Source organism: Deinococcus apachensis DSM 19763, assembly GCF_000381345.1.
In the GTDB taxonomy this organism is placed as follows: domain Bacteria; phylum Deinococcota; class Deinococci; order Deinococcales; family Deinococcaceae; genus Deinococcus; species Deinococcus apachensis.
The window spans coordinates 1-18,073 of record NZ_KB906404.1 but is presented as its reverse complement, the minus strand read 5'-3'; the positions used below and the strand labels follow the sequence as shown (position 1 = coordinate 18,073).

Annotated in this window: 21 protein-coding genes and 3 pseudogenes; 8 read left to right on the top strand and 16 right to left on the bottom strand. The window is 65.5% G+C overall.

All coding sequences use genetic code 11. The features are described 5' to 3' along the window. Positions 1 to 8: 8 nt before the first annotated feature. The 7 genes and pseudogenes from F784_RS25310 to F784_RS0111740 all read right to left on the bottom strand — a co-directional run bounded on the left by F784_RS25310 (position 9) and on the right by F784_RS0111740 (position 5,988). A pseudogene (locus F784_RS25310) lies at positions 9 to 708 on the bottom strand (IS1 family transposase). Positions 709 to 737: 29 nt separating this feature from the next. Next, positions 738 to 908 carry a hypothetical protein gene (locus F784_RS26200; protein ID WP_019586934.1) on the bottom strand — a complete coding sequence of 57 codons (171 nt, stop codon included), beginning with the start codon at positions 906 to 908 and terminating at the stop codon, positions 738 to 740. 65 nt (positions 909 to 973) lie between these two features. Then, positions 974 to 1,396, bottom strand: coding sequence for a nuclear transport factor 2 family protein (locus F784_RS23055; protein WP_019586933.1), 423 nt, complete (start codon positions 1,394 to 1,396; stop codon positions 974 to 976). A gap of 710 nt (positions 1,397 to 2,106) precedes the next feature. Further along, the gene (locus F784_RS0111755; protein WP_083939203.1) at positions 2,107 to 3,615 is read right to left on the bottom strand and encodes an AMP-binding protein; all 1,509 of its coding nucleotides are present in this window, start codon (positions 3,613 to 3,615) and stop codon (positions 2,107 to 2,109) included. Then, on the bottom strand, positions 3,612 to 4,463 hold the full coding sequence (locus F784_RS23050) for an SDR family NAD(P)-dependent oxidoreductase (protein ID WP_019586931.1): 852 nt from the start codon (positions 4,461 to 4,463) through the stop codon (positions 3,612 to 3,614). Before F784_RS23050 ends, F784_RS0111755 begins: the two co-directional genes overlap by 4 nt. Before the next feature lie 25 nt (positions 4,464 to 4,488). Then, positions 4,489 to 5,577, bottom strand: coding sequence for an ABC transporter permease (locus F784_RS0111745; protein WP_083939218.1), 1,089 nt, complete (start codon positions 5,575 to 5,577; stop codon positions 4,489 to 4,491). A gap of 87 nt (positions 5,578 to 5,664) precedes the next feature. Further along, positions 5,665 to 5,988 carry an eCIS core domain-containing protein gene (locus F784_RS0111740; protein ID WP_019586929.1) on the bottom strand — a complete coding sequence of 108 codons (324 nt, stop codon included), beginning with the start codon at positions 5,986 to 5,988 and terminating at the stop codon, positions 5,665 to 5,667. Positions 5,989 to 6,457: 469 nt separating this feature from the next. Here F784_RS0111740 and F784_RS25305 point away from each other — a divergent pair. From F784_RS25305 to F784_RS26620, 3 genes and pseudogenes are all read left to right on the top strand, one after another. Continuing rightward, positions 6,458 to 7,545: pseudogene (locus F784_RS25305) on the top strand (IS3 family transposase). Between the two features lie 234 nt (positions 7,546 to 7,779). Beyond that, a complete protein-coding gene (locus F784_RS27825) occupies positions 7,780 to 8,046 on the top strand; it encodes a helix-turn-helix domain-containing protein (RefSeq protein WP_169405685.1) in 267 nt (88 codons plus the stop codon). 50 nt (positions 8,047 to 8,096) lie between these two features. Continuing rightward, on the top strand, positions 8,097 to 8,315 hold the full coding sequence (locus F784_RS26620; protein WP_169405683.1) for a hypothetical protein: 219 nt from the start codon (positions 8,097 to 8,099) through the stop codon (positions 8,313 to 8,315). Between the two features lie 13 nt (positions 8,316 to 8,328). Here F784_RS26620 and F784_RS27145 read toward each other — a convergent pair whose 3' ends face one another. The 5 genes and pseudogenes from F784_RS27145 to F784_RS0111710 all read right to left on the bottom strand — a co-directional run bounded on the left by F784_RS27145 (position 8,329) and on the right by F784_RS0111710 (position 11,210). After that, complete coding sequence (locus F784_RS27145; protein ID WP_245557847.1) at positions 8,329 to 8,640, bottom strand: integrase core domain-containing protein; 312 nt, start codon at positions 8,638 to 8,640, stop codon at positions 8,329 to 8,331. Positions 8,641 to 8,671: 31 nt separating this feature from the next. After that, positions 8,672 to 8,815: pseudogene (locus tag F784_RS27820) on the bottom strand (hypothetical protein); the annotation flags it as partial. A gap of 39 nt (positions 8,816 to 8,854) precedes the next feature. Continuing rightward, positions 8,855 to 9,145 (bottom strand): IS3 family transposase, encoded by a 291-nt coding sequence (locus F784_RS27815; protein WP_169405684.1) that lies wholly within the window; start codon positions 9,143 to 9,145, stop codon positions 8,855 to 8,857. Between the two features lie 32 nt (positions 9,146 to 9,177). Then, positions 9,178 to 9,447 (bottom strand): transposase, encoded by a 270-nt coding sequence (locus F784_RS0111715; RefSeq protein ID WP_019586924.1) that lies wholly within the window; start codon positions 9,445 to 9,447, stop codon positions 9,178 to 9,180. A gap of 491 nt (positions 9,448 to 9,938) precedes the next feature. Next, a complete protein-coding gene (locus F784_RS0111710) occupies positions 9,939 to 11,210 on the bottom strand; it encodes an MFS transporter (RefSeq protein ID WP_083939201.1) in 1,272 nt (423 codons plus the stop codon). Between the two features lie 30 nt (positions 11,211 to 11,240). Here F784_RS0111710 and F784_RS0111705 point away from each other — a divergent pair, with 30 nt between their 5' ends. Next, positions 11,241 to 12,020 carry an ArsR/SmtB family transcription factor gene (locus tag F784_RS0111705; protein WP_211211899.1) on the top strand — a complete coding sequence of 260 codons (780 nt, stop codon included), beginning with the start codon at positions 11,241 to 11,243 and terminating at the stop codon, positions 12,018 to 12,020. A gap of 327 nt (positions 12,021 to 12,347) precedes the next feature. On the opposite strand, the gene F784_RS0111700 is transcribed toward F784_RS0111705, so the two are convergent. Then, positions 12,348 to 12,533: a hypothetical protein gene (locus F784_RS0111700; RefSeq protein WP_019586921.1), complete on the bottom strand. Its 186-nt coding sequence runs from the start codon at positions 12,531 to 12,533 to the stop codon at positions 12,348 to 12,350. A 185-nt stretch (positions 12,534 to 12,718) separates the two neighbouring features. Here F784_RS0111700 and F784_RS0111695 point away from each other — a divergent pair, with 185 nt between their 5' ends. Further along, positions 12,719 to 13,351: an RNA ligase family protein gene (locus F784_RS0111695; RefSeq protein WP_019586920.1), complete on the top strand. Its 633-nt coding sequence runs from the start codon at positions 12,719 to 12,721 to the stop codon at positions 13,349 to 13,351. Then, the gene (locus tag F784_RS0111690; protein WP_019586919.1) at positions 13,348 to 14,589 is read left to right on the top strand and encodes an AAA family ATPase; all 1,242 of its coding nucleotides are present in this window, start codon (positions 13,348 to 13,350) and stop codon (positions 14,587 to 14,589) included. Before F784_RS0111695 ends, F784_RS0111690 begins: the two co-directional genes overlap by 4 nt. An 84-nt stretch (positions 14,590 to 14,673) precedes the next feature. On the opposite strand, the gene F784_RS27140 is transcribed toward F784_RS0111690, so the two are convergent. Both F784_RS27140 and F784_RS23045 read right to left on the bottom strand, forming a co-directional pair. Continuing rightward, positions 14,674 to 14,742, bottom strand: coding sequence for an excalibur calcium-binding domain-containing protein (locus tag F784_RS27140; protein ID WP_245557856.1), 69 nt, complete (start codon positions 14,740 to 14,742; stop codon positions 14,674 to 14,676). Between the two features lie 1,006 nt (positions 14,743 to 15,748). Beyond that, positions 15,749 to 15,988, bottom strand: coding sequence for a DUF3006 domain-containing protein (locus F784_RS23045; protein ID WP_019586917.1), 240 nt, complete (start codon positions 15,986 to 15,988; stop codon positions 15,749 to 15,751). A 127-nt stretch (positions 15,989 to 16,115) separates the two neighbouring features. On the opposite strand from F784_RS23045, the gene F784_RS24615 reads away from it, so the two are divergent. Next, positions 16,116 to 16,598 carry a hypothetical protein gene (locus F784_RS24615; RefSeq protein WP_019586916.1) on the top strand — a complete coding sequence of 161 codons (483 nt, stop codon included), beginning with the start codon at positions 16,116 to 16,118 and terminating at the stop codon, positions 16,596 to 16,598. Positions 16,599 to 16,627: 29 nt separating this feature from the next. Here F784_RS24615 and F784_RS0111670 read toward each other — a convergent pair whose 3' ends face one another. Then, on the bottom strand, positions 16,628 to 17,266 hold the full coding sequence (locus F784_RS0111670) for a glycosyl-4,4'-diaponeurosporenoate acyltransferase CrtO family protein (protein WP_157465211.1): 639 nt from the start codon (positions 17,264 to 17,266) through the stop codon (positions 16,628 to 16,630). A gap of 272 nt (positions 17,267 to 17,538) precedes the next feature. Here F784_RS0111670 and F784_RS0111665 point away from each other — a divergent pair, with 272 nt between their 5' ends. After that, a complete protein-coding gene (locus tag F784_RS0111665; protein ID WP_019586914.1) occupies positions 17,539 to 17,979 on the top strand; it encodes a helix-turn-helix domain-containing protein in 441 nt (146 codons plus the stop codon). The last annotated feature ends 94 nt before the right edge of the window (positions 17,980 to 18,073 follow it).

The window sequence follows — 18,073 nt, the reverse complement described above, 5'->3', positions numbered from 1 at the left end:
TGGCTGCATCAACGTGACAAGTTGTAGCGGTGGAAGGCGAGGGTGAGTGAGGCTTTGAGCAACTCGTCGGATGTGGAGAACGAGAGGGAGTTGCGGACCAGCCGACCGAGGCGTTGTCGAAGGGTGCAGTTCAGCCGCTCGACAGGGTTGGTTTCCCCTCGGAGGGTCAGACGTTTGATGCCCAACAACGGTTCGTCGTAGGCCCGCCAGAGGTCCGTACAGCAGGTGCCTTTCAAACGCTGTTCTGGGGAGAGCGGCAAGCGGTCCTACAACTGGAAAGCGGTGGCTTCGCTGCGATCTCCAAGAACACAAGCCAGCACCTTTTGAGTGCGGCGTTCTCGGGCAATCCACAACCACCTGGGCTGCTTTTTCTGGCCCACGAAGGTCCACAACTCGTCCAGCTCGACCATCAATTCTTCAAGAGCGTGAGACAGACCGAAACGGTCTGTCTCACTTCGGCGGCCCCTTTTGTATCCACCGGATGACGGTGTTGCAGTGGACGCCAAAGACGCGCTGTACCCCCCTCAACCTCATCCGTTTGTGGACGGCATAGAGAATCTGAGTGCGGGTGGCCTCGCTGGGCGCCACAGGTTTGGCGTCTGGATGGAAGCGGTGACCATAGACCTGGCACAGATAGGTCTGGGTGCCGTTTTTGGCCTTGCCATTCTTGACGGTTTGAACACTTCCGCACGCTGGGCACTCGGGCACCTCACCAGTACATCACCTCCCCGCAGCCACTACCCGAACGAGCGGTGCAGGGCCTCGAGCGCGCGGTACTGCGTCCGCCACGCCGCGTACGGCTTGCCCTCCAGCGGGTGCGTGACGGCTTCCCCCGCCTCGCGGGCCTCGCGCAGGGCGTCCTCCTCAGAGGCGCGCCACTCCTCGTAGCTGGGCAGTCGGCTCGTCATGCTTCCCCCAGCTCAGCACCTGCAGGTCGACAAGGATAAGTCGGAGGAGGCCGACAGGGCACCATCTAAATGGTGAGCTCCTGACCGAGCGCTGTATCGTTCGCCACGCCGAACGACATGTGCCAGTGCGCCACCCGCCACTCGCCCCCCTCCCGCACGCACACCAGCGTCAGCCGCGCGGGCAACACCTGACCGTCCGGCATGACCAAGTTCACGTCCTCGGCCCCCCACCCGGTGTCCCCGCGCTCCACGACCTGCTGCCGCGCGCCGGGCTGTACCCGCATCCCGCTAGTGCGGATTTCCTCCAGCTGCGCACGCAGCACCTCGCCCACGCGCGCATCACCCTCCCACCACTCCTGCGGGTCGGTCCCGATCACGAGCAGATCGCCCGACGGCCAGAGCAGGGGGTCGATGAGGCGCGAATCCCCCGTCTCGAAGATGTCGTAGACCCGGGCGAAGACGTCGCGGACTCCAGTCGTGACCGTCATGTGGACCTTCCTTTCGAGGGGCCTCATCCGTGCTGCTGCGTGGTCCAAGCTGTTGGGGGTTGATCGTCTCTTTGTACCACGAACGAAAGGGGGACCGGGTTGCCCTGGAACTTCACCCTGACCAACAGTTCGCGCGTGTGGGGCGGGTGCGGTGGGCAGGCAGGCGAAGAAGTTGCGGGTCTTGCTGCAGGCCGGGAAGCGCGGCAGGTCACTGACCCGCTGCAGGTGGTCCTCGGGTGGCGCTGTGACGTGTTCGGCGCCCGACCGTACTCCAGCGGCGGCGGGTCTCCGCGCTCCAACAGGGCCCGAGTGGGCGGCGCCTGACGTTCCTTGCGGCGGGAGCAATCGCTCAGCTCTTGGGCTGCCAGCTTGCGGACCTGGGGTTTGGGCTGGCGGTTTGGCCGTTGCGCACGCCGCCTGTTCGGGGGGTTCCAGGGGGGTGGGATAAAAGGAAAAATCCCCCTCTGGGAGAAGGTTTTTGTGGCGCGCCCGAGGAGATTCGAACTCCCGGCCTTCTGATCCGTAGGTGGAAGCTCGGCAGGGGCGGTGCGTCTCCCCTGCTGCCCGATGATGCCCGGAAGGCCCTACCGCTCGACGAAAAGTGAGGCCCGTCCTGTCGCTTACTGCGAAAAGCCCCTGTTGATTCTCCCGCCAGTAAGGCACACACAAGACATGCTCAGCGGAAGGGTACGACAGGCGTGCCCAGGGTGTTACTGGTCTTCGCTGGGCTTCAGCTGATGCCTGACCAGTTTCCCCATGGCATTTCGGGGCAACGCCGCACGGAACTCGACTTGCGAGGGCCGCCAAGCTCGCGGAAGCAGCGCCTGCAGTTCACGCTGCACGTCCACCGCCGTGACATGCTCCCACCCGCCGCGCGGCACGATGAACGCGACGACCCGCTGTCCGTACTCCTCGCAGGGCACGCCCGTCACCGCGCAGTCCAGCACGAACGGCAGGCGCGCGACATCCTCCTCAATGCGTTGCGGCGTCACGTTCACCCCGCCGATCACCAACAGGTCATCCGACCGCCCGGTGAGTGTCAGCAGCCCCGACTCACTCAAGCGGCCCCGGTCACCCGTAGGCTGCCAGTGACCGGCAGTACGGAGCGTGACGTTCCCTTCCTCGTTTGCTGCGGCGGGCGTTCCATCCGCTCGTCGAACGCTCAGCCGCGTGCCGGGCAGGACACGGCCGACACTGTCCGGCGCGGCAAGAAGCTGTTCGGGTGGAGCGAGGGAGATCAGGCCGAGTTCGCTGCTGCCGTACAGATTGAACAGCACCGGGCCAAAGCGCGACAAGGCACGTCGCGCGAGGTCGGCCGTGAGGGGCGCGGAACCGCTGATGACGGTCCGCAGGTGCGGCAGCGGCTCTGTGGGGGCGTCGAGGAGGCGGTACAGCACGGTCGGCACCAGCACCAGTACCTCTATGCGCGCGTCGCGCAACGTCCGCAGGTACGCTTCCCTGCCCCCGCGCGACCGCAGGTGCAAGGGCGCGCCGAACGCGAGGCTCATCGCGAGCGTCGCGAGGCCATGTCCGTGAACGAGCGGCGTGGTCAGCAGGACCGGCGCGTGCGCGCGCAGGTTTAACTGAACCAGCAGCGCCATGAGCGCACGGAGCGCGCCGAGGCTTTCCAGGCGCCGCTGCACCACCTTGGCAGGTCCGGTCGTTCCGGAGGTGAGCAGCACAATTCGCCCCTGACGTCGCCCCGACGGTCCCGGCTTTCCGGGGGCGGACGCAACCGTGAGGGCGGACATGCAGCAGCAGGGCAGGTCCGGCTCGAGGGCTTGCAGGTCGGGCATCAGCGCGTCATCCACGACCAGCAGTGACAGGTTCAGCGCGCGGGCTGCGTCCAGCGTCTGACTGACCGGACCGCTCGGGTTCAGCAGCACGGCCCGCAAGCCCGCGCGTTGCGAGGCGAGCAGGACCGCCACGCATGCCGCGTGATTGCGGCACAGCAATCCCACGCTCGCTCCGAACGGCAGGTGCTGCTCGAACACTCCGGCAATGCTGTCAGAGCGGAGACGCAGTTCGCGGAACGTGAGTGGACCATCGTCGTCCACCACAGCAGGTAACTGCGGGAAGCGCGCAGCCGACCATGCCGCGACGGCGTACAGGGACGGCCCGAACCGTGCGAGAACCCGAACGGCAAGCCAGGCGTCCCGCAGAGGGTGTGCGAGTAAGCCAGCGTCACGCGCTGCCCTCCAGAAGCGCCGGAAGGTCACGCGCGCCTTTCACGGCGCTGCTCACGGCGTTCCCAGCCGTCAAGCGCGGCGTCGAGCAGCCGTGGAAACAGCAGGCCCGCGCCCGCCTGCGCGGAAAGCCACCAGGGGCCCACCCGCGCCCGGCGCGTAACGACCGCGCCCGCGACCACCCGCGCGGCTTCCTCCGCCGTGAGTTTCGGGACCCGGCGGTACAGTTCGGCCGCGTCGCTCATGCGGGTGTGGACGAGCGGCAGGTACACGCTGCTCACACTCACGCCGCGCGCGCGCACTTCCAGCGCGACGCTGCGCAACCACGCGTCGAACCCGGCCTTGCTGCCCTGGTACGCCGCCCACCTTGGCGCGAACGGCGGGAACGCCGACACTGTCGAGACGTTCACCACCTGCCCACCCGTTTCGGTCATACGGGGTAGCAACGCCAGCAGCAGCGCCGCCGGGCCAGTGAAGTTCACAGCGAGACACCGGTCGAGGTCTCGCCGCTCCACCGACGCCAGCGCTGAGCGCCGAATGGACTTACCCGCGTTGCTCACCACGATGTCGATGCGCGGGTGAAGCGCCTGCACCGACGCCGCGAATGCCGTGACGCGCGGCGGATCCGTAAGGTCCAGCGGGTACGCGTGGGCGCGGCCGCCCTGCGCGCGGATACGGTCCGCCACGGCGCGCAATTGTCCTTCGGTTCGAGCGGCGAGCAGCACCTCGGCACCATGCCGCGCGAACAGGAGCGCGGTGGCCTCGCCGATCCCGTACGACGCGCCGGTAATCAGCACGGTGCGGCCCGTGAGGGCGCGCTGCAGCCGCGCGGCGTCGTGTGCAGCGGGTGGGGAAAGCAGGAGTCGCGCGAGGCCCGGCATGATCTGAGGTATTACATCACGTGCGTCATGACGCTCGGAGCGCGCTGACGATGCTCTGTCGGCTCAAGCGCCACGCGACGGGCAGAGCCGCCAAACTCCCCACAAGGGTGCTCACACCCAGCACGACCAGCGCGTCCACGCCCGTCAGAATGGCCACGGGGACGCCCAGACGCTGCACGGTCACGGCACTCACCATGACCCCCGTGGCCCAGCCGATCACGATCCCGACCAAGCCGCCCGTGACGGCCAGCAGCCCGCCTTCCAGCGTCATCAAGTACAGCACCAAGCGTGGCGACAGCCCGACGGCGCGCAGCACACCGATTTCCTGCTGACGTTCATGCCCGGCCATGCTCATGGTCGTCAGGACACTCAGGAACGCCACCAGCAACGCCACGCCCGCCAGGGACCACTGCACGACCTTGGCACTGCTCAGCAGGCGCGCCGTTGCCTGCCGCGCCTGCTGCTGCGCGTACACCTCAGCGGGCACGCGTTCCTCCAGCGCGGCTGCGACGTCGAGGACATTCACGCCCTCCTCCACCTCGACCGCCGCGAGGGAGATCAGGTGCGGCACGCGCAGCGCGATCTGTGCGGAGTGGAGCGGCAGGATCACGAACGCGTCCGTGAGGCTGTGGGTGGGCGACAGAACCCCCACGACCCGCACGGCACGCCCGGGAAGCAGCGCGAGGGTCTCCCCGGGACGCACGTTCGCCTGCCGCGCCACTTCGCTGCCCACGACGGCTACAGCGCGCCCCTCGTCCGTTGGAAACAGTTGTCGTCCCGTTTGCACACGCGCGTACGGATACACGCGGTTGAACCCGGCTGCCGCGGGAATCCCGAACAGCGTCACGCTCAACCGCCCAAACTGCTGGCGGGACAGCAGCACCGGCGTCACGTGCTTCAAATGCAGCGCAGCCCGCTGCGCTTCGATCTGCGGAAGGATGCTGTCCGGCAGGGTGGGGGGTGGCGCGGCGGCGGCCAGCAGACCCCCGATGGACACCTGAAGTTGCGGGCGCACGCTGTCCGTCTGCTCCTGCACCGCGACGCGCAGGCCCTGACCAAGTGCCAGGAACACCGTAAGGCTCGCTGCCGCGACGGCCACGCCCGCTGCCGTCAAGCCAGACCTGCTTCGCCGGGCGTGCAGCGCACGCCACGCCAAGTTGACCGGCCAAGCCACGCCCTTCAGCAGATCACGCACCTGTCTTCACGTGCGCGGCGGGACGCAGAGCTCGGCGGCGCGCGCCTCGACCTCGAACCTGTTGTGGTGATACCCGCGCCTCAGGCTTTCAATCAGGTACAGCGTCAGGAATCGCAGCAGACCGTACCGCTGGTACTGCTGGACATGCGCGAGTTCGTGCCGCATCCAGCCGTCGTTTGCGAGGAAGTCCGCGCGGGTGGCGCCGCTCAGGTGAACGCTGCGCCCGAGCACCATGGCGACACGTGAGACGCGCAGCTTTCGCGCGGCCAGCCAAGCCAAGCCCGAACGCTCCACGATCTTCACGTCACGCCAGTCGTTCGCGTTGGACATTGCGTCTCATGCTACGCGGGATGGTTCGCGTGTACCACCCAGTTTGAGCGGAAGTACTGCGTATGTTTGACGAAATTCGCCTGTGCGGTCGTCTGATGAACGACAGGCAGTGGCGGCAGGAACGAGACAGGTTCCATGGGTGGAAGGCCAGGGTGAGCGTCGCTTCGCGTTCAGGAACTGCATCGAGCATTTGGGTGCGAGCGACCTCACGATGCGCTGCGAGGTGAGCCTGTGCGTGGAAGCGGTGACCGCAAACCTTCTGTTGGGCTATCAACAAGAGTCTCTCAGGGCATATGGAGCCAGAGGATCGATGGAAACGAGCAACGGGAGTGACAGACCGAAGCTGACGGTCCGCTAGTCCAGTGCCCAGTTGACTTTGTTTTGAGAGGGACAGGCGCACGATCAAGTGACCTTGCCCCTATTTCCGGTGCCAGTCTGATTGCAAATCGAGCAGCAGACTGGGAGGCATCTGAAGGGCAAACGGTACACCGAGCAGCAGATCCTGGAAATTCTCGGGCAGCTTGAGGCAGGTACGCCCCTCAGCGATCTGACGCGACTCCATGGGGTCGCGATGACGACCGTCTCCCGCTGGAAGGCCAAATACGGCGGTATGACCAAAGACGAAACCCGGAAGTTTCGCCAGCTGGAGGCGGAAAACCAGCGCCTGAAGAAGCGAGTGGCAGACCTGTCGCTCGACAACGCCATGCTGAAAGAGGTGGTGGGGCGAAAGTGGTGACGCCCCTCAAAAAGCAGATGGTGACCCTGCTGCGGGACGCCTTCGCGGTGAGTGAACGGCGGGCCTGCCGGGTGCTGGGCTTCTCCCGGAGCCCGCAAAGACGGAACAGCCCCAAAAGGGAAAAGGATGTGCGCTTGGCCGAGCGATGACGTGCACTGGCACGGGAACGGCCACGGTTCGGGGACCGGCGGATTCACCTGATGCTGGCACGCGAGGGCGAGACGGTGAACCACAAGCGCGTCTACCGGATGTACCGGGCCGAAGGGTTGGCGGTCCGGAAGAAGGAGCGCCGGAAGCTCAGCCTTGGAGAGCGCCAGCAGAAACCGCAGGTTTCTGCGCCAAATCAACGGTGGAGTGTGGACTTCATGGCGGATCAGCTGGCCTCTGGACAGCGGTTTCGCGTGCTGAACGTTGTGGACGACTTCACCCGGGAATGCCTGGTGATGTACGCCAGCACCTCCATCACCGGTCATGACGTCGTCCGTGCCCTGGAAGCGGTCGTGCAGTTCCGAGGCCCACCGCAGTCGATCACTCCCGACAACGGCCCAGAGTTCGCGGGCAAGGCCCTGGACCTCTGGACTCATGAGCGCGGCATCACGCACACCTTCATCCGGCCGGGAAAGCCCGTTGAGAACGCGTACATCGAGAGTTTCAACGGCCGAGTCCGGGACGAATGCCTGAACTTGCACTGGTTCCAGAGTTTGGATCAGGCCCGCCTGATCCTCTCCGCTTGGCGTCACGACTACAACGACGTTAGGCCCCATACCTCGCTCGGTGGACGGACCCCGAACGAGTTTGCCCGCCTGTTCCAGGCGGGCTGAGGTACGCTGGATTTTGCAAATTGACTGGTACCTCTAGTGGGGCACCCTCACAAGCATGACGCGCGCCCGCTACATCGTCCAGCTCTGTGACGACCAGCGCCAGCAGCTCAGGAATATCACGCGTGCTGGACGCTCCACGGCCCGTGAAATCACTCACGCCCACGTGCTCCTCAAAAGCGATGCTGGATTGAGCGAAAACAGATTGCCGAGCAACTTGGGATCAGCACTCAGACGGTGCTGCGGGTCCGGAAGCGTTTCGTTCACGAAACGCTTGAGGCAGCCCTCAAGGCCCGCCGGCCCAGCATCTACAAGCCCCGCAAAGTGGACGGGCGACTCGAAGCGCACATCATTGCCTTGGCGTCCAGTGATCCGCCGGAGGGTCGCGCACAGTGGAGCTTGCGTCTTCTTGCCGACGTGCTTGTGGAACTGGCGCATGTGAGCAGCATCTCGCCGGAAACGGTGCGCCAGGTTCTAAAAAAAACGAACTCAAACCGCACCTGAAACAGCAGTGGTGCATTCCACCCAAGCAGAACGCGGCCTTCGTTTGCGCCATGGAAGACGTGCTAGAGCTCTACGAGCAACCCTATGACCCCCAGCAGCCGGTGGTGTGCTTCGATGAACGCCCTTGCCAGCTGATCGGTGATGTCCGCACACCACTGCCGATCAAGCTCGGCAGTGCCAGGCGGGTGGACTACGAATACGAACGTCATGGGATGGGCAATGTGTTCGGGTATTTCGATGGGTTGGCCCAGTTTTGTGGACGAAACTGACTGGAGGCTCGACTCAGGGGGAGTGTACGACGGTGGTCGGGGCGGCGGGTGATGCCCACCGGCCCGCGAACTCGTCCGGGGTTAGGTAAGCGAGGGAAGAATGCGGCCTGGCGCTGTTGTAGAAGTTGCGCCAACCATCGAGCAGCACCTGGGCGTGTCGTGCCGAGTGAAAGACCTCGACATTCAACAACTCGTCGCGGAGCCGAGCATGGAAGCTCTCGGCCACGCCGTTCTGCCAGGGTTTTCCAGGGTCGATGTACCGGGTGCCCACCTGCTTGCACGGCCAGCCAGACCCCCCGGTCGTGGGCGATGAACTCCGGGCCATTGTCGCTGCGCATGAAGGCGGGAACGCCCCGTTCCCGCATGACCTCGACCAGGACGGCTTTCACGTCAGTCGACGTGAAAGCCGCCTTGCAGCGTAGGGCCAGGGATTGCCGGGTGAACTCGTCGGTCAGGGTCAGGAGTTTCAGGGTCTGTCCGCTCAGCGTCTGGTCGAACACGAAATCGTAGGTCCACACGTGGTATGGTCGCTCGGCTTGTCAGGGAACATGCTGGCCTGTACCGATTTTCCTGGTCTTGCGGCGGGTCGGATGCGCGAGACCCTCACGCTTCCAGAGGCGGTGAACGGTCTTGCGGTTGACCTGTACCCCTTCGCGGCGCAGGGTGGCGTGAACCCGGCGGCATCCCCAGCGGGGATGCTCGCGGGCCAGCGTCCTGATTCGCTCTTGGAGACGTCCATGGTGCCGGGGGTGTGGGCGATAGGACAGCGAGGAACGGGGCAGGCCGATCAGCTCACACGCCCGCTGCTGTCGAACTCCTTTGAGAATCAAATGCTGGACGACCTCCCGGCACTCGGGGGCCGTCAACGCTTTTTTGCCAGGACCTCCTTCATCCCCTCCAGTTCCAAGCGTTGCTGCCCCACCAGCTTGAGGAGTCGCTCGTTCTCACGTTCGAGCTGACGAAGCCGCTTGGCTTCGTCCACGGTGGCATCGCCGTATTTCGCCTTCCAGGTGGAGAAGGAGGCCGTGCTGCACCCGGCCTCCCGACACAGCTCCTCAATGGGTTGTTCACCCTTTTTGGCGTCTTGGAGCAACTTGATGATCTGTTCCTCGCTGAACTTCCGCTGTCTCATGGGTCATCCTCGCTTTCTCGCAGGGGTCGGGGGAAGTCCCTTCCCTCGTCGGGGAGCGAGCCGATGGCCTCCAGTCAGTTGTGTCTAGTTTTTAGGGGGCAGACCAACGGAGCGACGGAGAACGGGCAGGTGAAGGGTGACCCGAACTTCCTTCCACTGCAGAGCAGGACCGGACCGGGGAAGCTGCCGCAGGAGTGCAGCGTGCCGCGCCTCCTCATGAAGGTGTTGTACCCGCTCGGTTGCGTCCTGCTCGAACCAGACTTGACGCATTCTTGCCCCCTTGTTCTGTTGCGCTTTAACCGCAGCTCCACTGGTCGTTCGGTTTTGGCCGCCCTCTTTTCCTCAACACATTGTCAAGGTCTGCCTTACATTTTATCAACATTTAGCTTAATTTTTGTAGATTCGCTTTTTTACCTTGTTCTGCTTAATCCCAGTAGAGTCATGTCCTCGGGGTGGCCCAACTGCCTTGTTCAGAAGGTGATCGCAGGTGTTCACCGCCGTGCCCGGGCGTGCCAACCCCCAATGATGGGCCAGGCCAGTCCTCCCTCTCGGTCCTGTCCTGGCAGTGCCAGTGCCGCGAGACCTGCCAACACAGTGAGGGCACCCGCCAGGGTCAGCATGGGAACCACGTCCACCCGGTTCCCGATCAGGGCTGCGCCGCCAGCCGCCATCACCCCCATGAACGCGTTCGTGGTTCCCAGCGCGCCGTACACCCGGCCGCGGAACCCTTCAGGCGTTCCCAATTGCAGCAGGGTCGAGGCCGCCACGTTCGCCACGACCATCGGAAGGCCCAGCACAGCTCCCAGGACCAGCACGGGCGGCAGACTCGCCTGGTGGTACAGGCCGACCATCAGACCACCCACCGTTATGGTCCCGAGCGACACCAGGCGCCTCAGGTCGATGGTCTCCACCGCCCAGGTGGCCGCCACACTACCCAGCAACGTGCCCGCGCCTATCACGGTGCTGAGCAGCCCCACCTCCACCGGTGTGGCATGCAGGACGCCCTGGACAAATCCCATGTAGTAGGGGTCCACCAGCGTACCACCCAGGCTGGTCAGCGCCAGCGTGACAAACAGGGTGGAGATGACGCGGTGTTGCGCAATGACCCGCAGCCCCCCGCGCCATTCCTGCCCCATGGCCTGCCATGAGCTGATCAAGGAAGACGGGCGCGGCCCCCGTGGTGCCTGGAGCTGTCCTGGCAGCTGGCTGAACAGCGCAGCGGCGAGAACGAAACTCAAGGCGTCCAACAGCACCACGGCTCTCATGCCCGCCCCCGCAGCGAGGACACCTCCCAGCACTGGGCCCAGCAGGCGAGCTGTGGTCGTGGCAACCAACAGTCTGGCCATGGCGCGGGCCAGTGCCGCTTCCCCCACGAGGGTGGGCAGCAGGGCCGCGCCCGCTGGCAGGGCCAGGAGACTCAGGGTCAGCTCGGTGAACATCACGGCGGTGGCCAGCCACAGCCGCCCGGGGCCTGCCAGCAGTAGCAGCAGGATGACCGCGCCCTGGAGAAGCTGGGTGACGATCAGAACCCGGCGCCGGTCCCAGCGGTCAACCAGCACTCCGGCCAGGGACCCGAACAACAACCCTGGAAGGTAACCGGCGAGCGCCAGAAGGGCCGTGGAACTGAGAGAGCCGGTCTGCTGGTAGACCACGTAGGGCAGGGCCACGCCCAGGGCGCGGTCCCCCAGGACCGTGACGGCCTGGCCCAACCACAGCCACCCGAAGCCTGATGGACGCAGGGTCTGTACGTGCTCCTGAGACATGGAGGCAGCGTGGGATCTATGCCGGTGAACATGACAGACCCGGATTCACCTAGCCCGGTGACCCGCGACAACCCGGCAGCATTCGAATGGCAACGCCTGGACGACCCCGCTGCGGCGCGTGTGCTCGCCGATGCGTACATCCGGCAGTTTTTTGAGCCGTTCATCTGGCGGGAGCGGCGCGTCAGTGATGTGGCCCTCGAGCTGGGGGTCAGCAAGACGGCCATGCTCTACCGTGTGAGGCAGTTTCTGAGCCTGGGGCTGCTGGAAGTGACGCGCACCGAACCTCGGGCTGGCCGGGCTGTGCGGTACTACCGCGCCACCTCCCGGGGCTACTTTGTGCCGTTTACCGCGACATCTGCCGAATCGGTCCAGGCCCTGTACGAGGCGTCGCTGGACAGCGCCCGCCGCTCAGTCCTGGCCACACTTGCGCGGGCTTGGAGTCTGCTGGCAGACGATCCACGCTGGTTTGGGCTGTACACCTTCGGGGATGAGGGTGGCCTCCGGAGTCATGCCCTGCTCCCTTACCGTCCGGCAGCGGGGGCTCAGGGCCTGGGAGAGCGCGGCTTTCTTGAACCTCTGCTGGAAGATGATCAACCTGCCATCTGGGACAACGCCACCACCCTGGCCCTATCGCAGACCAAGGCCAAGGCGTTACAACGCGAATTGAACGAACTTCAACGCCGCTACAGTCGGCGCAAAACGTCGGGAGGGCGCCCTTACCTGATGAGGCTGACGCTGACGCCGGTCGAGTCGGCACCGGAGGGTGCCAGTGGCGTGGGATCAATTGCGGAAGATGAGGGCCAGCCATGAAGCCTGACCCCTCGCGCATCGTCAGGGTGTTCAGCTTCTGAAAGGCCGCGGCCTCATCCCGCACTGGACACCAGCGCCTCTCAGACGTCTCGATCCGATAGGCTTTCCCGGGGGCGCACCAGAGAGCCTTCAGGGTCCGTGTTCAGGCTCGGTCTCGATCACCTCCAAGACCTGTTGCTCCACCCCTCCCCAACTTCCTGTTGGGCCCTGTCTGCCCTCATGCCACGTTTTGAGGGGCAGTCAGCAGTCGTCCACGGTGCGCAAGAACCAAGGAAGGTATATAAACTGGCCCCCGGCTGCTTGCCGGGGGCGTGGTCTGACGTAAGGTTACTTCTTGCTGCGAGTACCCCGCGTAGGCTTGGCCTTCGACGTCCCAGTTTTGCGAGCGTTGCCCAGTGCCTGGCCCTTTTCGAAGCTGTTCTGCAACTTCCGGCGGGTCTCCTCGGCCAGCGCCTTGAAATCCACCGCCCCGGACTCGAGGGTCCCGCGATCCAGCTTCAGGGTGGGGGCCATCTGGCGCCATGCTAGCGGGGTGACGTCCAGCCTGTCCCGTCCCACGTGACGTTTTGTCGGGGGCGGTGCCCTCCACGTCACGGATAGGTGCCGATCAGGGCCGGATCATCCGGCTCACCCCCCTCGTCCATTTGGCCCTGTCGGTCCAGCCCGGGAGTGCTTACCCTGGGCGGCGGAGCCTCACCATGTCCAGCCGCGTCAAGTATCCCCGCACCCCCCACCTGCCCTGGTCGCCCGGCACCAGCAGTGACGACACCCGCGTGGCGAGCGTTCAGACGTTCGAGGGCCAGAAGGTGGTCATCACCGAGAAGCTTGATGGGGAGAACACGACGCTGTACCGGGACGGCCTGCATGCCCGCTCCCTCGATCCCCGCTCCCACCCTTCCCGCGACTGGGTCAAGGGCCTCCAGGGCCGCATCGGCTACCTGATCCCCCAGGGCTGGCGGGTCTGCGGGGAGAACTTGTATGCCCGGCACTCGCTCGCCTACGAGAACCTGGCGTCGTACTTCTATCTCTTCAGCGTCTGGGACGACACCAACACCTGCCTGGGCTGGGACGAGACCCGGCTGTGGGCGGAGGAACTCGGTGTGCCGACGCCAGGGGAGCTGTACTGGGACCCATGGGACGAACGGCTCGTGCGCGGGCTTAAAGTGGACGAGCAGCGCACGGAAGGGTACGTCGTCCGGACGACGGCGGCCTTCCCCTTCGTTGCCTTCTCGTCCCACGTGGCGAAATGGGTGCGGTCGAATCACATTCAGACGGATGAGCACTGGCTGCATCGCCCCGTCGTTCCGAACACGCTGGGGGAGCAGGAATGAGGCCTTTCCTGCTGGACCTGCAAGCGGGAGGTCAGCCAGACTTTCCGGCCTTCGTCGAGACCCTCGGCGACGTCCTCCTCCTGCTCGCGGATCTGGCCCGCACGCCCCAGGACCCCGAGTGGCACGGGGAAGGCGATGTGGCCACCCACACCCACGTGGTCCTCGCCGAGGCCTACGACCTGGCGGAGGGGTTGCGGCCGGAAGACCGCTTGGTCTTCGTCCTGGCCGCCGCCCTTCACGACCTCGGCAAGGCGTTGACCTCCCGCCGAACCGAGGATGCCACGGGACAGAGGCGGGTCATCTCCCCCCGGCACGCCGACCGGGGCCGCTCCTACCTGGCGTACCGTCTGCCCGAGCTGGGCCTGCCGTACCCCGTCATTCACGGCGTGATGGCCCTCGTCGGGCACCACCATGACCTCGGGCGCACCCTGAACGCCGGGAGTGAGCAAGCCTACCGTCGGCTCGCCCGCCAGGTGAACCTGCCCCTGCTCTACCTGCTGGAAGTCGCCGATATCCGCGGACGGATCGCGGCCGACCGGGAGTCGCGGCTGGAGGACCTGGAACTGTTCCGCCTGGGCGCCCAGGAGTACGGGGTGTGGGACACGCCTGACCCGTACCGTGAATGGAGGGACGTGATTGACGGGGAACTCGCCGCCTTTTCCCCCCAGTACCGGGACCTCGTGCGGGAGGGAGGCATTCTCGACTACGAGGAGGGTCTGATTCAGACCCCGCACGAGGCCATCGCCCGGGGCTACGCTGCCCGGGCAGGCTTTCCCCAACTCGTCGTGACCTGCGGACCCAGTGGCTCCGGGAAAAGCGCCTGGGTGGCGGAGCACCTGCCGGACTTCGACGTGGTTTCCCTGGACCTGCTGCGGGAGGAGCTGGCGGGGAAGCGCGCGGACCAGAGCGTGAACGGGCGGGTGCTTCAGGTGGCTAAGGAGCGGCTCAAGGCGTCCCTGCGCGCTCGGCGCCGAGTGGTGTGGGACGCAACGAACACCCGGCGGGACTTCCGTGGGATTCCCCTGCGGCTGGGCTTCGATTACGGGGCGCTGACCACGCTCGCCGTCTTCCAGCCACCCCTGGGCACGATCTTCGAGCGGAACCCAGCGAGGACCTATGTCGTCCCCGCCCATGTCGTCGCCAGTCAGGTGGAGAACGCCGAGTTCCCGTACGTCACGGAGGCGCACTGTACCCTCGTGCTCGACGAATTTCTGAGGCCAGTCCCGTCCACGCCTTGACTCGGGCCTTGGGCTTCGCCCGGCAGGTCGGCAAGCTTCACGGGAAGTTCTTCATCAGGGCCCAGAGAAAGGGGGGAGACCCGCTCACTCGCAGGCTACCCCGTCCCCGTCCCTGTCCAGCGCCGGGTTGTACCCCGGCTGCCCCCGCTGCAACGGCGCCGCCCCGGCGGCTCTCGCCTCGGCACAGCTGTGATACAGCGTCCTGGCCCCAGCCGGGATCGTCGACGGACGAACAGGGGCGGGGGAGTCGCCGCTCCGGTTGCACGCTGATTCGCCGGAATCGGCGTGCCCTTCTCCGTCGTGATCACGAACCGACCCCCCAGCTGCACGACCACCGTGACGGTCCCCTGCTGGTCCGTGCGGTAAATCGTTGCCCCGGCTTTCCGGTACAGGCTCAAGGCTTCAGGGGTCGGATGCCCGTAATTATTCGGGCCGACCCCAATGACCATGTTCCGCGGCCTCACCGCCGCGAGCCACCCCGGGTTGTCCCCGTTCCTCGCCCCGTGGTGGGTGCTTATATAAACGTCGACCGGGCCGAGAAAGCTCGCTGGATATTTCTTCAACCAAGCCCGGGTCTCGGGAAGCTCACTGTCCCCGGTCATCAACGCCCGGAACTGGCCGTACTGGACCAGCAGGCCGACCGAGTTCAGGTTCTGCTCGTTCCGCGGCATACCCGCAGGCGGTGCGAGGACGGTGAGTTTCACGCTCCCCAGATTGACCGCCTGGTCCTTCGCCAGGAGGCCCTGCGTGCCCGACTTCTGCGCGGCGGCCACCAGCTTGCCCCAGACCTGGGTGCTCGCCGCGATGCCGTTGTTCAGGAAGTACTTCGGTTTGTACAGAGTGACCGCTGGGATCAACCCGGTGATGTGGTCCGCGTCCGCGTAGCTAGCCGCCACGAGATCCAGGCTCTGCACCCCGTACTGGCGGAGCAGGGCCTGAAGGCGGGGTTCACTGCGGCCGCCGTCGTACAACACGGACTTGCCCTCCGGGCTGGTGATCAGGATGGCGTCCCCCTGCCCGACGTCGAGGAAGCGAATCGTCAGCACGCCCGGGTTCTGGGCGGAAGCCAGGCCGAGGGAGAGGCCCACCAGGGTGAGCAGCCGCCTCACAGGTCGATTTCCCCAGCAGGTGTGGGACGGTTGAGGGCGTCGAGCTGGCCCTACGCCTGAATACGCCGTTCCCGAGTTGCCGCGTGGTCGATCTCCAGGTCAAGGTCTCCCCCCTCCACGTGCAGGCGGATCACGTCGCCCTCCCGCACACCGCAGGGCAGGCTGGCCAGGGGCCAGTCCTGGGTGTGGCCGTCCTCGCGCTCCACCCGGACGAGGCCGCCCTCGATGGCGTCCACGATGAGGGTGCCCGTCAAAAGGTCCGGCACCGCTGCCTGCTGGTCCTGAGTCATGCTTCAAGGTACCTGGGCCCGGGGAGCAGGACCTCCTTCTCTCAGCGGGAGGGCAAGAGCCCGGCAACAAAGGGGCTTCTCAACGTGGGGGATGCTGGGGAAAGCACCTTGACAGGAGGGCTGAAGCATGAACGTCACCGTCAGCGGCCCAGGCGATATGCCGACCTTGAACGGCGACATCGCGGTGATCATCGCTCTGGACCCCGGCACACACCTGGCCGACGCTTCGCGGCGCCTCGCCGGGCACAACGGCCCCAGGTTGAAGCTGCGGCTCCACAACGTCTGGTTCGACTCCGGGCGTCACGTCCTGCCCACCGACGAGCATCTGGACGCGGTGGACGCGTCCTTGAGCAGGTACCAGCCCGCCCACCTGCACGTCTCCTGCCTGGCGGGCGTGAGCCGCAGCGCGGCGTTGGCCTTGTTCGCACTGACCCGAGCCCACCCTGAACTCGGCGACCGTCAGGTGGTCCAGCGACTCCTGGAGGTCCGGCCGCCCTGTTTCCCGAATCCGCTGATCGTCAGCCTGGTGGACCAGCGTTTGGGGCGGAACCTGACCGCCGCTCTCCGTGAGCTCTTTTCGGGTACTGGCCTGCCCTGTCCTCCAGCGTGACTAACCCTGGAGCGGGCTCATTCCGGCCCTCACTCAAGAGCAGCTTCTTCGCCTTGGCACTCGGCGTGGTCAACTCCGTTCCGACTTCGTGGCGCCGAGCGAGGCGCCCGCGCCTGTCGTTCTATCTGTCGGCCGTCCTTGAGCAGGACTTGCACACGGGAACGCATTGTCCGCTGCAACATCACCGGGTACATGTGCAGGAAGACGTTCACCCCGAGCAGCCAGGCTGCGGAATCCCAAGCCCTAAGGAAGACGGCCACGGCGACCATCACGAGCCCGACCCCGGCCAACACCGCGTGATTGAACTCGGACGACCGTGTCCCCCGCTCGTAGGCAGGCAGCGACGCCCGTGTCCCATCGAACTTCTTCGCCTGTCTGTTGGCCCATTCCCACCCCACCGCCCGCAGCAGGCGCATGAAGCCGTAAACCCCCAGGGCCTGGTAGAGCGGTGGTTCCCAGGTCCGGACCTGGTACCAGCGGCCGTCATAGGGAAGTGGGGCCCCAGCTTCGACGGCGAGCATCCAGACCATCAGCAGGAAGTGCACGAACCAGGCCCAGGCGAGCGTGCCGTACCCGAACTCTTCACCCATGAGGTATCCGAGAAGCATAATCACGAGCAGGCCGAGGAGCAGACCCGGTACGGAGGGTGTGCTGGTAGCGCGGACCACACCCACCAGTGTACGAAAAGCCCACTGGTCGAGTGGATCGCTGCCTGTCGCTGCGACCCCCATTGCGCAGCTGGGTTGGTTCCCTCGTCCTAAACGAGTTGCGCCTTAGGCACTACTGGGTCGTCAACTTTGATCTGTCATAGCTCCTTCCCCTTCGGCCTTAGTTGCCGCCAATGGGAAGTGACAGACCCTTGTTGACGGCCCACTAATGGGCTGTCAGGAAAGGTGTGTCAGGGGCTACCTCCGGGAGCTGGGCGGTTCTACTGTGGGGCATGAAGTACCTGGTGCAGTTGAAGGACGAGGAACGGACGCAGCTCCAGGCGCTCCTCAAGGTGGGCAGTGCCCCCACCCGCAGACTCACCCATGCCCGCATCCTCCTCAAAGCGGATCGGCAGGGAGCCGGACTGTACGACAAACTCATCGCCCAGGCCCTGGACGTCAACCCTCGAACGGTCCTACGTGTGCGACAACGCTACGTGCTGGAGGGTCTGGAAGCTGCACTCGATCACCTGCGACCCCAACGCTTCAAACCGAAGAAACTCGACGAGCGCACCGAAGCGCACCTCATCGCGCTGGCGTGCAGTGCGGTGCCCGAGTCCCTCGGGCACAAGACCTGGACCTTGCGCCTCCTGGCCGACCAAATGGTCGAACTCGGTCACGTGGACGCCATCTCCCATGAAACGGTGCGGCTATACCTCAAAAAAACATCCTGAAACCGCACCTGCACGAACAATGGGTCATTCCGCCTGAGCACAACGGCGCCTTCGTCGCTGCGATGGAGGACGTCCTGGACCTGTACGCCCGCAA